The 12,777-nt window shown below is 70.1% G+C and carries 13 protein-coding genes; 7 read left to right on the forward strand and 6 right to left on the reverse strand.

Features of this window, described 5'->3' with window-relative positions:
* The first annotated feature begins 7 nt into the window (after window positions 1-7).
* Window positions 8-1,306: a two-component system sensor histidine kinase CseC gene (gene cseC / locus ASC60_RS32380; RefSeq protein WP_055557253.1), complete on the forward strand. Its 1,299-nt coding sequence runs from the start codon at window positions 8-10 to the stop codon at window positions 1,304-1,306.
* A gap of 92 nt (window positions 1,307-1,398) precedes the next feature.
* On the opposite strand, the gene ASC60_RS32385 is transcribed toward cseC, so the two are convergent.
* Window positions 1,399-3,030 carry an MDR family MFS transporter gene (locus tag ASC60_RS32385; RefSeq protein ID WP_370592996.1) on the reverse strand — a complete coding sequence of 544 codons (1,632 nt, stop codon included), beginning with the start codon at window positions 3,028-3,030 and terminating at the stop codon, window positions 1,399-1,401.
* A 164-nt stretch (window positions 3,031-3,194) separates the two neighbouring features.
* On the opposite strand from ASC60_RS32385, the gene ASC60_RS32390 reads away from it, so the two are divergent.
* A complete protein-coding gene (locus ASC60_RS32390; RefSeq protein ID WP_055557254.1) occupies window positions 3,195-3,782 on the forward strand; it encodes a TetR/AcrR family transcriptional regulator in 588 nt (195 codons plus the stop codon).
* 22 nt (window positions 3,783-3,804) lie between these two features.
* Here ASC60_RS32390 and ASC60_RS32395 read toward each other — a convergent pair whose 3' ends face one another.
* Window positions 3,805-4,407, reverse strand: a complete 603-nt coding sequence (locus tag ASC60_RS32395) for a M23 family metallopeptidase (RefSeq protein WP_055557255.1) — start codon at window positions 4,405-4,407, stop codon at window positions 3,805-3,807.
* A gap of 328 nt (window positions 4,408-4,735) precedes the next feature.
* Here ASC60_RS32395 and ASC60_RS32400 point away from each other — a divergent pair, with 328 nt between their 5' ends.
* Entirely contained in the window at window positions 4,736-7,774 is a 3,039-nt protein-coding gene (locus ASC60_RS32400) for an NACHT domain-containing NTPase (protein ID WP_055557256.1), read from the forward strand.
* On the opposite strand, the gene ASC60_RS40105 is transcribed toward ASC60_RS32400, so the two are convergent.
* Together ASC60_RS40105 and ASC60_RS32405 are read right to left on the reverse strand one after the other, a co-directional pair.
* Window positions 7,674-7,976: a hypothetical protein gene (locus ASC60_RS40105; RefSeq protein WP_234357226.1), complete on the reverse strand. Its 303-nt coding sequence runs from the start codon at window positions 7,974-7,976 to the stop codon at window positions 7,674-7,676. The genes ASC60_RS32400 and ASC60_RS40105 overlap by 101 nt on opposite strands.
* The gene (locus tag ASC60_RS32405) at window positions 7,973-8,392 is read right to left on the reverse strand and encodes an ATP-binding protein (RefSeq protein ID WP_055557257.1); all 420 of its coding nucleotides are present in this window, start codon (window positions 8,390-8,392) and stop codon (window positions 7,973-7,975) included. Before ASC60_RS32405 ends, ASC60_RS40105 begins: the two co-directional genes overlap by 4 nt.
* A 161-nt stretch (window positions 8,393-8,553) precedes the next feature.
* On the opposite strand from ASC60_RS32405, the gene ASC60_RS32410 reads away from it, so the two are divergent.
* Together ASC60_RS32410 and ASC60_RS32415 are read left to right on the forward strand one after the other, a co-directional pair.
* Window positions 8,554-9,441, forward strand: coding sequence for a helix-turn-helix transcriptional regulator (locus tag ASC60_RS32410; protein WP_055557258.1), 888 nt, complete (start codon window positions 8,554-8,556; stop codon window positions 9,439-9,441).
* A 10-nt stretch (window positions 9,442-9,451) separates the two neighbouring features.
* Window positions 9,452-9,643, forward strand: a complete 192-nt coding sequence (locus ASC60_RS32415; RefSeq protein WP_055557259.1) for a DUF397 domain-containing protein — start codon at window positions 9,452-9,454, stop codon at window positions 9,641-9,643.
* A gap of 49 nt (window positions 9,644-9,692) precedes the next feature.
* Here ASC60_RS32415 and ASC60_RS32420 read toward each other — a convergent pair whose 3' ends face one another.
* Window positions 9,693-10,544, reverse strand: a complete 852-nt coding sequence (locus tag ASC60_RS32420; RefSeq protein ID WP_234357227.1) for a LysR substrate-binding domain-containing protein — start codon at window positions 10,542-10,544, stop codon at window positions 9,693-9,695.
* An 81-nt stretch (window positions 10,545-10,625) separates the two neighbouring features.
* Here ASC60_RS32420 and ASC60_RS32425 point away from each other — a divergent pair, with 81 nt between their 5' ends.
* Both ASC60_RS32425 and ASC60_RS32430 read left to right on the forward strand, forming a co-directional pair.
* Window positions 10,626-11,120 (forward strand): cupin domain-containing protein, encoded by a 495-nt coding sequence (locus ASC60_RS32425; RefSeq protein ID WP_199831106.1) that lies wholly within the window; start codon window positions 10,626-10,628, stop codon window positions 11,118-11,120.
* A 97-nt stretch (window positions 11,121-11,217) separates the two neighbouring features.
* Window positions 11,218-11,577, forward strand: coding sequence for a DoxX family protein (locus tag ASC60_RS32430; RefSeq protein WP_055557262.1), 360 nt, complete (start codon window positions 11,218-11,220; stop codon window positions 11,575-11,577).
* Window positions 11,578-12,048: 471 nt separating this feature from the next.
* On the opposite strand, the gene ASC60_RS32435 is transcribed toward ASC60_RS32430, so the two are convergent.
* On the reverse strand, window positions 12,049-12,771 hold the full coding sequence (locus ASC60_RS32435) for a DJ-1/PfpI family protein (RefSeq protein ID WP_055557263.1): 723 nt from the start codon (window positions 12,769-12,771) through the stop codon (window positions 12,049-12,051).
* Between the last annotated feature and the right edge of the window lie 6 nt (window positions 12,772-12,777).

Below are 12,777 nucleotides of genomic sequence, written 5' to 3' on the forward strand. Positions count from 1 at the left end.
CGGGACCATGGTGCGACTCGCGCTCCGCTCCGGACTGCGCTGGAAGGTCAGCCTGGCCATCGCCGCGGTGAGCGCGCTGGTCGCCGTAGCACTGAGCCTCGTCGTCCACAACGCGGCCCGGGTCTCCATGCTCGACAACAGCCGCACGGTGATGGACGAGCGGGTGAAGGTCGCCCAGAAGTGGTACGAGGAGTCCCGGGTGCTGGGCTTCGGCGCCAAGCTGGACGACCCGCGGCTGCCCGAGGACCTGCGGAAGTTCGCGGCGCGCGGGCAGCGCGCCACCTTCCTGGAGGACTCCGGCACCGGCAGCCCGGAGGTGTGGGCGTCGGTGCCGCTGCGCGACGGCAAGGTGCTGTCGGTCCACACCCGCTTCCAGGACCGCTTCGCCGTCCTGGACGACCTGGACCGGGTGCTCATCCTCGGCTCGGTCTCCGTGGTGCTGGGCGGGATCGCGCTCGGCGTGCTCATCGGCGACCAGCTCTCGCGGCGGCTGCGCAAGGCCGCCACCGCGGCCCGCAAGCTCGCCGAGGGCGACTCCGAGGTGCGGGTACGGGACGCCATCGGCGGCCGGGTGCGCGACGAGACCGACGACCTGGCGCGCGCCGTCGACGGCATGGCCGAGGCGCTCCAGGAGCGGCTGGAGGCGGAGCGGCGGGTCACCGCCGATATCGCGCACGAGCTGCGCACCCCGGTCACCGGGCTGCTCACCGCCGCCGAGCTGCTGCCCCCGGGCCGCCCCACCGAGCTGGTACGGGACCGGGCGCAGGCGATGCGCACGCTGGTGGAGGACGTGCTGGAGGTGGCCCGGCTGGACGGCTTCGCCGAGCGGGCCGAACTCCAGGAGATCGACCTCGCCGAATTCATCGTCCGCCGGGTGCGCGTGGTGGCCCCGGACGCCGTGATCACGGTGGACCGTGACGCCCATGTCTCCACCGATCCGCGCCGCCTGGAGCGCATCCTGGGCAATCTGCTGGCCAACGCCGCCCGGCACGGCAAACCGCCGTTCGAGGTCACCGTGGAGGGCCGGGTGCTGCGGGTCCGCGACCACGGGCCCGGTTTCCCGGAGTCGCTGCTGAAGGACGGGCCGAGCCGGTTCCGCACCGGCAGCAAGGACCGGGCGGGCAAGGGCCACGGGCTGGGCCTGACCATCGCCGCCGGCCAGGCCCGGGTCCTGGGCGCCCGGCTGACGTTCCGTAACGCGGACCCGGCGGTGGAGGGCGAGGAGGGCGCGGTGGCGGTGCTCTGGCTGCCGGAGTCGGCGCCCACCAACACCGGCAGCTTCCCTGTCATCGACGTCCCGGACTGAGACGTCCCGGACTGAGACGTGACGACTGAGACGTGACGGAGCCGCCCGCCCCTCGGACGAGGGCGGGCGGCTCGCGGTGGGGCTCGTAGGCGTCAGACGGGTTCGGCGACCGGCGTCACATCGGCCGGGGTCTCGCCGTCGGCGGACTTGGTGACGGAGGCGCGCAGCGGGACCTCCTTGATGAACCAGGCCGCCAGGAAGCCGACGACGCTGATCACCGCGCCCCACAGGAACACCTGGTGGGCGCCGTCGGCCACGGCGTGGAGGTAGGCGTCCTTGATGGCCGGGGGCAGTTTCGCGATGCTGCCCGGGTCGAGCTGGGCGCTGCCGGAGGTGGCGGCCGCGGCCTTGGCGCCGCCGCGCTCGGCCATGGTCTCCCCCACCTGGTTGGTGAACAGGGCACCGAGGATCGCGACGCCGAAGGAGCCGCCCAGGGTGCGGAAGAGGGTGGCGGAGGAGCTGCCGACGCCCATGTCCTTCATCTCGACGCTGTTCTGCGCGATCAGCATGGTCGTCTGCATGAGGAAGCCCATGCCCGCGCCGAGCACCGTCATGTAGATGCCGGAGGTGAGGCGGGTGGTCCCGGTGTCCATCTGCGCCAGCAGGAACATGCCCGTGGTGATCAGGAGGCCGCCCAGGATCGGGAAGATCTTGTACTTGCCGGTCTGGGTGGTGACCCGGCCCGCGACCAGCGACACGGCCATCATGCCGAGCAGCATCGGGAGCAGCAGCAGGCCGGAGTTGGTGGCGCTGGCGCCCTGCACGGTCTGCTGGAAGAGCGGCAGGAAGGTCATGGAGCCGAACATCACGAAACCGGTGAGGAAGCCGATGACCGTGACCAGCGAGAAGTTGCCGATCCGGAAGATGTGCAGCGGCAGTACGGGCTCGGCGACCCGCTTCTCGACGAACAGGAACGCGGCGAGCGCCACGACACCGAGCACCCCGAGCCCGATGATCTCGACCGAGCCCCAGGCGTACTCGTTGCCACCCCAGGTGGTGAGCAGCACGAGCGCGGTGATGCCCACGGTCAGCAGGGCGGCGCCGGTGTAGTCGATGCGGCCCTCGAAGCGCTTCTTGGGCAGGTGCAGCACCGCGCTGATCGCGAAGAGGGCGATCGCGCCGAGCGGGATGTTGATGTAGAAGATCCAGCGCCAGCCGAGGTGGTCGGTGAGGGTGCCGCCGACCAGCGGGCCACCGATCATGGCCACGGCCATCACACCGGCCATCATGCCCTGGTAGCGGCCGCGCTCCCGGGGCGGCACCAGGTCACCGATGATCGCCATCACGCCGACCATCAGACCGCCCGCGCCCAGTCCCTGGACGGCCCGGAAGCCGATCAGCTGACCCATCGTCTGGGCCATGCCGGACAGGGCCGAGCCGGCGAGGAAGAGGGCGATGGAGGAGAGGAAGATGCCCTTGCGCCCGTACATGTCGCCGAGCTTGCCCCAGATGGGGGTCGAGGCGGCGGTCGCCAGGGTGTACGCGGTCACCACCCAGGAGAGGTGGTCGAGCCCGCCCAGCTCGCCGACGATGGTCGGCATCGCGGTGCCGACGATCATGTTGTCGAGCATCGCGAGCAGCATCGCGATCATGAGCGCCAGGATCACCACGCCGGTGCTGTGGGTCTTGGGCTCCTTGGCCTGCTTGCCCGGGGCGTCCTGGGCGGTGCCCTGTGCGGGCAGGGAAGCGGGTGGCGCTTCACCTTCTGATTTCTTCTGGGACATGATCTCCACTCCCCCTGGTTACGACGAGCTCCGGTGACGCGCCACTTACTTGCCGCCCGGCTAGTTGAGTACAGTGGGAAAGGTAAGACGTCTACTAGCCGGGCGTCAAGTAAGTTTTGTTCGGCCTGCTCAGAGGGCTGGCCCCACCCCCACAGGAGAGCACCTTGGGCAGCACACCGCGCCGGGGCGACACCCGTCAGCGCATCCAGGACGTGGCCCTGGACCTCTTCGCCAGGCAGGGGTACGAGAAGACCTCGCTGCGCGAGATCGCCGAACATCTCGACGTCACCAAGGCCGCGCTCTACTACCACTTCAAGACCAAAGAGGACATCGTCCTCAGCCTCTTCCAGGACCTCAGCAAGCCCCTCGACGAGCTGATCGCCTGGGGTGAGCGGCAGCCCCGCACCCTGGAGACCAAACAGGAGCTGCTGCGCCGCTACAGCGCCGCCCTGGCGGGCGTCGAACCGCTGCTGCGCTTCATGCAGGAGAACCAGGCGACGGTGCGCGAGCTGAGCATCGGCCAGATCTTCAAGGACCGGATGATCGCGATGTCCGGCCTGATCCGCGACCCCGACGCCGGGCTGACCGAACAGGTCCGCTGCACGACCGCGCTCTTCAGCATGCACGCCGGGGCCTTCGCGATGCAGACGATCGAGGGCGACCCCGAGGAGAAGCGGCAAGCCGTCCTCGAAGTCGCCCTCGACCTGCTGACCCAGGCGCACGCGCCAGCGGGGCGCCTGGGTGACCGGTAGGCCCGTCGGGGCCGGGCGTCGGTCAGACCTTGACGCCGTGGGCCCGCAGGAAGGTCAGCGGCCCCACGGCCGAGCCGTAGTTCGGCGTCGTACGGATCTCGAAGTGCAGATGCGGGCCGGTCGTGTTGCCGGTATTGCCGGACAGCCCAATGTGCTGACCGGTGGTCACCCTCTGACCTATGCGCACGTCGATCCGGGAGAGGTGCGCGTACTGCGAGTACGTCTGGTCGTCGTGCTTGATCACGATGGCGTTGCCGTACGCCGGACCGTCGCCGCCGCCGTACGGGCCCGCCTTGACGACGACACCGGTGTGCACGGCCCGCACCGAGGTGCCGGACGGCACCACGAAGTCCTGGCCGCTGTGGTTGTGCGCCCACAGGTTGCCCGCCAGGCCGAAGGGCGCGCCCAGGACGTACTTGGCGACCGGGGTCTCCCAGGTGTCGGCCTTCTTGGCCTCGACGGCATGCGCCGGGGCGGCGGCGGACGCGTGCGCGTTCGCCGCGAACGTCACACCGGCGCCGAGTACGAGCGAGGCACCCACGCCCACGGCGATCACGGCGGCGCGGGCCCGCGCGAGGGATGAATGCGAACGCGGATAACGACGGGTGGTGACGCGCGGGGCCATAGGGGACTACCTCCGGGGAATGCGTGAAGTCGACGCCCCTTGTTATCCCGTTCGCGCGATATGGCCAAGATGCGCTTCTACTAAGCGGGTGCGTAGTTCTTGCACCTTCGGCGCCCTTTTCCGTGCGGAATTCCACGCCACCTGACCTGCCCGGACGTCCGTTATCCGCACGGTTCCTATTTTCCGTAGTAGGCCCCGGACACCCTGTGCCACATATCACCCCGCCTACGTTTCGCCGGGACTTTCGGATGTCCGTTTCAGGACCAAAGTCCCGACCCCGCCGCTATGCTGTCCGGCCAGGAGCCACCACACCTGAGGGGAATGGGACGTGGATCCCGCAGTCATCGGCGCGCGCCTGGCGTCCAGCGCCGTCGCGCCGCTCATCAAGAGGCTGTTCGTGCGGGAGGGGCCGGGCGCCGGGCTGGTGGACCAGCCGGTCCGTATCTCGTCCCTCGTCTCCTTCCGGGGCGAGAAACGCACGCTCGAAATCAACGACCTGCACAAGCTGGCCGCCGAACTGGTCGCCCGCGCCACCCGGCACGCCGGTCCGGGCGAGCGGCCCTGCCCCGCCGACGAGGACGAGCTGATCGCCCGGCATCTGGCGACGACCCTGAACGCCCTGGGCGACCTGACCATGGATGACGTACAGGCCGTACGGTTCGGCCACCGGATGCTGGCCAAGGATCTCCAGCACCGGGCGCGACTCGCCGACCTCCGGCTCTCGCTGGACGGCTCCCGGCTCTACCGGAACCTCCTGGACACCGCCTGCCTGCACATCCTGCACTTCTTCACCCAGCGCTCGACCTTCGTCGCCCGCACCCTGGTCGAGCAGAGCGGTCAGCTCACCGAACTCATCACCAAGATCGACATCCTGATCGAGCGGCTGCCGTCCCAGTCCGCGCAGGACGCCGCGTTCGAGCGCCGGTACGCCGACTACACGACCCTGAAGCACGGCACGCTGACCATCGTCGGCATCGACCTCAGCCACTCCGAGGCCACCTGGCCGCTGGACGCCGCGTACCTCAGCCTGGAGGCCGTCTCCCAGGACGAACGCCCTCTCGGCCTCGAAGGCGGCGCCCAGCTCACCACGCTCCCCGCCGACCGGGCCCTCGCCGGCCACGAGCGCGTCCTGCTGCGCGGCGTCGCGGGCTCCGGCAAGACCACCCTCGTCCAGTGGCTCGCCGTCTCCGCCGCCCGGCAGGAACCGCCGCGCGGACTGGAGCAGCTGATCGGCCGCGTCCCCTTCGTCCTGCCCTTGCGCACCATCGCCCGCCAGGACGCCCTGCCCTCCCCCGCCCGCTTCCTCGGCGCCGTCCACTGCCCCCTGGACGGCGCCCAGCCGGACGGCTGGGCCGACCGCGTCCTGACCGCCGGGCGCGGACTGCTCCTCATCGACGGCATCGACGAGATCCCCGAACGCGACCGGGAGCGCACCCGCGCCTGGCTGGCCGACCTGCTCCTCGCCTACCCCGGCAACCTCTGGCTCGTCACCTCCCGCCCCTCCGCCGTCGCCGACGACTGGCTGGCCGCCCAGCACTTCAGCGAGTTCGCGCTGTCCCCCATGCGCCGCGAGGACATGGCCGCGTTCATCGACCGCTGGCACGCCGCGGCGCGCCAGACCTGCCGCACGGACGACGAGCGCGCGCCCCTCGACGCGTACCGGATGGCCCTCCACACGGCCGTCCGCACCAAGCAGGACCTCAGCCGCCTCGCCACCAACCCGCTGATGTGCGGCCTCATCTGCGCCCTCCACCGCGCCCGCCGCGGCTACCTCCCACCCGGCCGCAAGGCCCTCTACGACGCGGCCCTGTCCATGCTGCTGACCCGTCGCGACACCGAACGCCGGGTCTACGCCCCGGGCGACATCCAGCTGGACGAGGAGCCGCAGATCCAGCTCCTCCAGCGACTGGCGTACTACCTGATCCGCAACGGCGAGGCCGAACTCGACCGCGACCGGGCGGAGCGCATCATCGCCGAGGCCCTGCCGTCCGTACCTGCCGCGCAGGCGCTGGGCGGCGCCCCGCGCATCCTGAACCATCTGCTGCTGCGCACCGGGCTGTTGCGGGAGCCTTCCGTGGGCACCGTGGAGTTCGTCCACCGCACGTTCCAGGACTACCTGGGCGCGAAGGCGGCCGTGGAGGCGTGGGACGTGGGCCTGCTGGTCAGCCATGCCGACGACACCCAGTGGGAAGACGTGTTCCGCATGTCGGTCGCCCATGCCCGCCCGCGCGAGCGGGTCGACCTGCTCACCAAGCTGCTGGAGCGCGGCAGGTCGCACCCCGCCGTACGGGCCCGGCTCCACCTCCTCGCGATGGCCTGCCTGGAGCACGCGGCCGACCTCGACCCCCAGGTGCGGGACCAGGTGAAGCGGCACGCCGACGATCTCATCCCGCCCCGCAGCTCCAGCGCCGCCCGCGACCTCGCCAACGTGGGCCCGCTGGTGCTCCCCCTGCTCCCCGGGCCGGAAGGGCTCTCGGACAGCGAAGCGGAAGCCTGCGTGATCACGGCGTCGGTCGTCGGCACGGATGCCGCGATCCCCTATCTGCGGCAGTTCTGCACCCACCCGTCCCTGCCGGTGCGCGCCCAACTCGCCTCCGGCTGGAAGCGGTTCGACACCGAGCGCTACTTCACCGAGGTGATCTCCCAGCTCGCCCCGGACGGTCTGTACTTCGTCGCCGAGTCGACGGAGCACCTGCGCATCCTCCAAGACACCGGACCGCGCCCGATGCTGCTCCTGCGTGGTGGCTTCACCGAGGACGAACTGCGCACCGCCCTCGACCCCGGCCCCCTCACCCATCTGCGGCTGGACGACAACGTCGAGCTGTCCGACCTCGGCTGCCTCCGGCACCTCACGCGGCTGCGCGTGCTCACCCTCACCAGCTGCCCGCGCGTCATCGATCTGCTGCCGCTGGCGGATCTGACGCTCACCACGCTGGATATCGTCTCGCGCCATAACCGCTGGCACTTCGACAACCTGGGGCGGCTCACCACTCTGGACCACCTGAGGCTCATGGTTCTCGACCCGGAGACCCCGCCGGAGACATACCGGCTGCCCCGGCTCTCCCGGCTCACCCTCGTCCCGCATCGGCAGGACGTGCCGCTGGACTGGATCGCCGAATGCTTCCCCGGCCTCCGCCAGCTCCGCATCGAGGCCCAGAAGCCCGGCCTCCACCCCATCGACCTCGCCCCGCTGCGCGCCCTGCGCCACCTGGAGACCGTCACCCTCCGCGCCGTACGCGCCGTGGACGACGACGCGTTGCCCGGGGTCACGGTCCGGCCGCTCCCCCTCGCCCGCCGCGTGGGCGTCCCCGCCGAGCCTGCGGATCCTGTCCCCGGGGCGGGCCCGGACGCTCACGGTCCCGCCTGATGCGCTCGGCCTTCAGCAGGCGCCGGTAGTCCATGAGCAGGCGCAGCAGCGCGAAGCCGGTGCCGAGGGGGACGGTGCCGATCACCAGGTTCGGCTGATGCGGGTCGGCGAGGTCGGCCCGTATCTCCGGCAGCCGTACGCCGTGTTCGGCGAGTTCGTCGCGGAGGATTTCGGCGACCCGCTCGGCGGGGCCGGGGCTCACGCGGCGCTCTCGGGCGGGACGTTCAGCTCGAACCAGACGGCCTTGCCCGTGCCGTCCGACGGTTCGTCGATGGTCAGGCCGACAACGTCCGACAGGGCCGTGACCAGGAACAACCCGCGCCCGTTGGTGTCATCGCCGGCCGCGCGGCGGGGCGAGGGGAGGGCGGGGCCGTCGTCGTGAACCGTCACCCGCACCCAGGTGCGCTCAATGGTGGCGGCGAGCCGTACGTCGCCCTTGCCGTGGCGATGGACGTTGGTGACTAACTCCGACGTGCACAGGGCCGCCGTATCGGCGAGTTGGCCCAGGCCGGAGGCCGTGAGGACGGCGCGTACGAAGTCGCGGCACAGGCGCGGGGCGGTCGGGAGGGCGGGGGCGGTGAGGGTGTAGTGGAGCGGGAGTTCGGCGTGTGCGCCCATGAGACGCCTCCGTGGCGTTCGGTAGCTCAATACCTTGTGTGATCGAGGCAACACCGAAAGTACGACATAGCTCAGCAATATTGCAACCACTTCCGTGAAGATGGTTGGACCGCCCCACCCGCCCGGGGCACACTGTGACCGATTCCCCTGGAGGACCGTCCGTGGCGCTGCGCACGCTCATCACCGAACGACAACGCCGACTTGGCGCCGAACTCAAGAAGTTGCGGCTGCAGGCAGGATTGTCGATCGCCGACGGCGGCAAGCTGATCGGCATGGGCGCGCCACACCTGAGCCATATCGAGGCCGGGCGGACGGCCATCCCTGCCGACAGACTGCGCCAGCTCGTTGACGCTTACGGGTGCAAGAATGCGCCGTACGTTGACGCACTCGTCAGCATGGCCGAGAGCAGTGGCAAGGGCTGGTGGTCGGCCCACCGGAAGTCCTTCCCACAGTCCACGCTTGACCTCGCCGAGCTGGAATCGCGCGCAACTGCGATCCGGACGTATGAAACCTTGCTGATCCCTGGACTGCTGCAGACCGAGTCGTACATGCGCGCACTGTTCCGCAGCGGCCTACCCCACGCCTCCACCGAGGAGATTGAGGATCTCGTCCGCTTCCGACAGGCCCGGCAACGCTTCATGGATGCCGACCCCCCTGTCACCTTCGAGGCCGTCATCCATGAGGCAGCCCTTCGCATGGAGGTGGGTGGTCCACAGGTCATGCGGGAGCAGCTGACTCACCTCATCCGAGCGGCAATGCACCCTCACGTGACGATTCAGGTGTTGCCGTTCAAGGTCGGTGTGCGCTTCTGGCAGAGCACGCCGTTCCTCATCCTCGGCGTCGGAGTTCCCGGCCTTGAGACCGTGGTCGCGGATCACCCGTCCGCGATCCTGAGACTTGGGGACCCCGAGTCCATCGCGCGATACGAATCAACGTTCAGCGATCTGAGCCAGAGTGCGCTACCACCGGTAGTCGCCAATGAGGCGCCCGAACTGCACGAGAAGCGTGATTCATGGGGCCTCCTCCAACACATCCTTTACACCCACTAGAGAAGGCAGCATGTCCGACCTCAACTGGCACAAGTCTTCGTTCAGTGAAGCGGGAGCGGCCAACTGCGTGGAACTCGCCACCGCGCCCGACGGCATACGCATACGCGAGAGCGACGAGCCCGACGCCGTGATCCACACCGGTCCGGCCGCCCTCCGCGCCTTCATACGGGCCGCCAAGGCCGGTCACCTCGACCCTCGGTGACCTGCGGTTCGGCCGTGTTCACGAGCTGCGGCAGCGCCGTTGCCGATACTCAGTGGCGGTAGGCGGCTGTCGCGATCTCGATGAATGATCGGGTCAAAGGGTTGGTGTCTCCTTCGTTGCACACCGCCACCACTCGGCTCGGCGCCATGTCGATCAGCGGCACCATGGTGAACTCCGCGGGCAGGTCGTGTCCGAACGGGGCCAGGCCGACCGTGCCGTTCCACAGCACAGCCTGCAGGCATTCCTGGACGGCACGCACCACTGGTCCCTCGCGCGGCCTGTCGCCGTTCCAGTACGACTGCCAGATGGGGTCGGTGCCCTGCGGGAACTGGAACCAGCGGCGGTCGCGCAGCTCGGCCAGGCGCAGCTCATCGCGGCGGGCCAGCGGATCGTCGGCGCGCAGGACCACGCCGACCGGATCGGTCCGCAGCGCACGCACGGTCAGGGCGGTCTCGTCGAACGGTGCTCGGGTGAGGGCGACGTCGACCAGTCCAGCGCGCAGTCCGCACGTCGGGTCGGTCAGATCGGTGTCGCGGATGCGGATGTCGACGCCGGGGTGTTTTCGGCGGTAGTACGCGGCCAGCCTGGCCAATCCCGGGTCGGTGCTGTCGCCCAAGATGCCGACGGTGATGGTCGCGACGCCGGCTGCTGCGCTCACCCGTACCCGGACGCGGTCGGCGTGGTCGAGGAGGGCTCGCGCCTCGTCGAGCAGCACCGCGCCCACCGGAGTGAGCGTGACGCCGGTGGTCGAGCGGGCGAAGAGCAGGGCCCCGGCCTCGGCTTCCAACTGCTTGATCGCCCGGCTCAGCGGCGGCTGGCTCATATGCAGTCGGGTGGCGGCCCGGCCGAAGTGGAGTTCCTCGGCGACCGCCACGAAGTAGCGCAAGGTTCGTAGCTCCACGCTGCAACGATACCGATGAGGTATCGGCTCTGCCGAATGGGTCTTGGACACCGGCGAGGTCTCGGCGGTGCACTTGTGGACATGACCGAAGAAGCGAAGACCAGCGAGCCGCAGACCGACCCCGCCGTATCGGTGGTGGGTCCCCGCGACGGCGAGATGATCGTTCTGGGCACCACGCGCATGCGCGTTCTGGAGGACGGCAGCCACACCGGGCACCGCCTCGCGATCGCCGAGTCCGTCCTCGCCCCGCAGACGCAGGGTCCGCCGCAGCACCGCCATGGCCAGCACGACGAGGGCTTCTACATTCTCTCCGGCACCGTGCGGTTCACCGTCGGGGACGAGGACTACGACGCCACCGCGGGGACGCTCGTCATGGTTCCGCCCGGCACCCCGCACACCTTCGCCAACCTGACCGACCAGCCCGCCGTCATGCTCAGCACCTTCACACCCGACCTGTACCTGCAGTACTTCCGAGACCTTCAGGAGGTGATGGCCAGCGGTCGGCCGCTGACGCCACAGGCCAACATCGACGCGATGAGCCGCTACGCCACACAGCCCGCCACCGACCTCGCCTGAAGCCCTCCGGCGACGGACCGGCCGTCTCCAGGGGCTATCCCGGCAATCGACGCAATCGACAGGCCCCCGTGAAACGGGGCCCTCGTGAACGGGAACCATGAACATCGCCTATTGGATCGTCGCGGGACTGCTCGCGCTCTTCTACCTCTACACAGGCACTCAGAAGGTGATCCGCAGCCGTGATCAACTCCGGCCGATGATGGCTTGGGTCGACCGCATCCCGTTGCCTGCCCTCAGGGCGCTGGGGGCGGTCGAAGTACTCGGCGCGGTCGGTCTGATCCTGCCACCGCTGGCCGGCACCGCTCCCTGGCTGGCGCCGGCCGCGGCCATCGGCTTCGTACTTCTGCAGATCGGTGCGATCGCCGTTCACCTGACCGGCGAAGACCGCCGGATCACACTCAATGCCGGACTCACCGCCGCCGCGGCCGTGACCGTCTGGTTGGCCACCAGGCCGTGATCTCGGATCGACACCGAAGAAGTCGCCTGACCGGTCTACGGGTGGTTCTCGGATTCGTCCACCGGGCCGTCTCCGGGACCGTTCCCGCCCTGGCCGCGTCCGCCGCGGACCGCGCGGGCGATGACGGCCGCCACGGCGGCCGTTCGTGAGGCAGCCCGCGGCCAGCCGGGCGGCCTCGCGGGGGCCGAGATGCACGGCGCCGGCCGAGTCGGCCAGGAAGGCGCCGGCGAGGAAGAACAGGAGGAGGCCCGAAGAGGGCGTCGACGCGCCTGCCTGCGGGCCAGGGCCCGCCTGGGGCTCAGGGTGGGCCGGGCTCGGGCCGGGCCCGGCCGTACGGATGGGCACGCTCGGCGGCGTCCAGGCGCGGCGCCGGCCACGGCCTCCAGTACGGCGTCGCAGGGCCCGACCCGCATACCCCTGCTCCAGGCGGGTGCACCTGGCGGCTCGGGCCGGCAACGGAACACCGGGCCGTCAAGGGGACATGCTCTGGGCCCCGTCGGCCATGGCGAGGCGGGCGAGCAGCTCCGGATGGTCTGCCAGGCCTTTCTCGGCCGCCGACCTGATCCAGGACTCCATGAACCCGCGGTCCACGCGATCCCAGTCGATCGGGCCGAACGGCGGCTGCGGGTCGTACTCGATGGTCGCCTGAATCATCCGGGCGGCATCCTCGCCCACCAGTTCGCCGGCCAGGTGCAGGGCCATGTCGATGCCCGCCGCGACTCCGGCGGCCGTGAGCACGCGCCCGTCCACGACCCAGCGCCGGGACACGGGTGTCGCACCGAAGGCGCGCAGGATCGGCATGGCAGCCCAGTGGGTGGTCGCCTCACGGCCCTCGAGCAGACCGGCGGACCCGAGGATCAGCGAGCCGGTGCAGACCGAAGCCACCACCTCGGCGCTGCGGGCCGCCTGTCGGACGTAGTCGGTCAGCTGTTCGTCCGCGAGGGCGGTGAAGGTCGGGACACCGCCGCCCGGGACGATCAGGCCGTATGGCGCGGGCACCTGCTCGAAGGTGTGGGAGGCGGTTACGGACAGCGAGGTGTCCGTCTGCAGCGGCTCCCGGGCCGCTGCCACCGTGACGGCCTCGAAGCCGAGTCCGAATTCCTTCAAGGCGCTGATGACCTGGAGCGGCCCGACGAAGTCGAGGGCGGTCAGGCCGGGGTAGAGCACGAAGGCGATGGTCCTGGTCTCTGTCATGCCACC

This window comes from Streptomyces sp. NBRC 110028, from assembly GCF_001417735.1.
Lineage (GTDB): Bacteria > Actinomycetota > Actinomycetes > Streptomycetales > Streptomycetaceae > Streptomyces.

Coding starts and splice junctions, on each gene's coding strand:
- cseC (WP_055557253.1), top strand. CDS start 8: ATGGTGCGACTCGCGCTCCGCTCCGGACTGCGCTGGAAGGTCAGCCTG.
- ASC60_RS32385 (WP_370592996.1), bottom strand. CDS start 3,030: ATGTCCCAGAAGAAATCAGAAGGTGAAGCGCCACCCGCTTCCCTGCCC.
- ASC60_RS32395 (WP_055557255.1), bottom strand. CDS start 4,407: ATGGCCCCGCGCGTCACCACCCGTCGTTATCCGCGTTCGCATTCATCC.
- ASC60_RS32405 (WP_055557257.1), bottom strand. CDS start 8,392: ATGGGCGCACACGCCGAACTCCCGCTCCACTACACCCTCACCGCCCCC.
- ASC60_RS32415 (WP_055557259.1), top strand. CDS start 9,452: ATGTCCGACCTCAACTGGCACAAGTCTTCGTTCAGTGAAGCGGGAGCG.
- ASC60_RS32425 (WP_199831106.1), top strand. CDS start 10,626: ATGACCGAAGAAGCGAAGACCAGCGAGCCGCAGACCGACCCCGCCGTA.
- ASC60_RS32430 (WP_055557262.1), top strand. CDS start 11,218: ATGAACATCGCCTATTGGATCGTCGCGGGACTGCTCGCGCTCTTCTAC.
- ASC60_RS32435 (WP_055557263.1), bottom strand. CDS start 12,771: ATGACAGAGACCAGGACCATCGCCTTCGTGCTCTACCCCGGCCTGACC.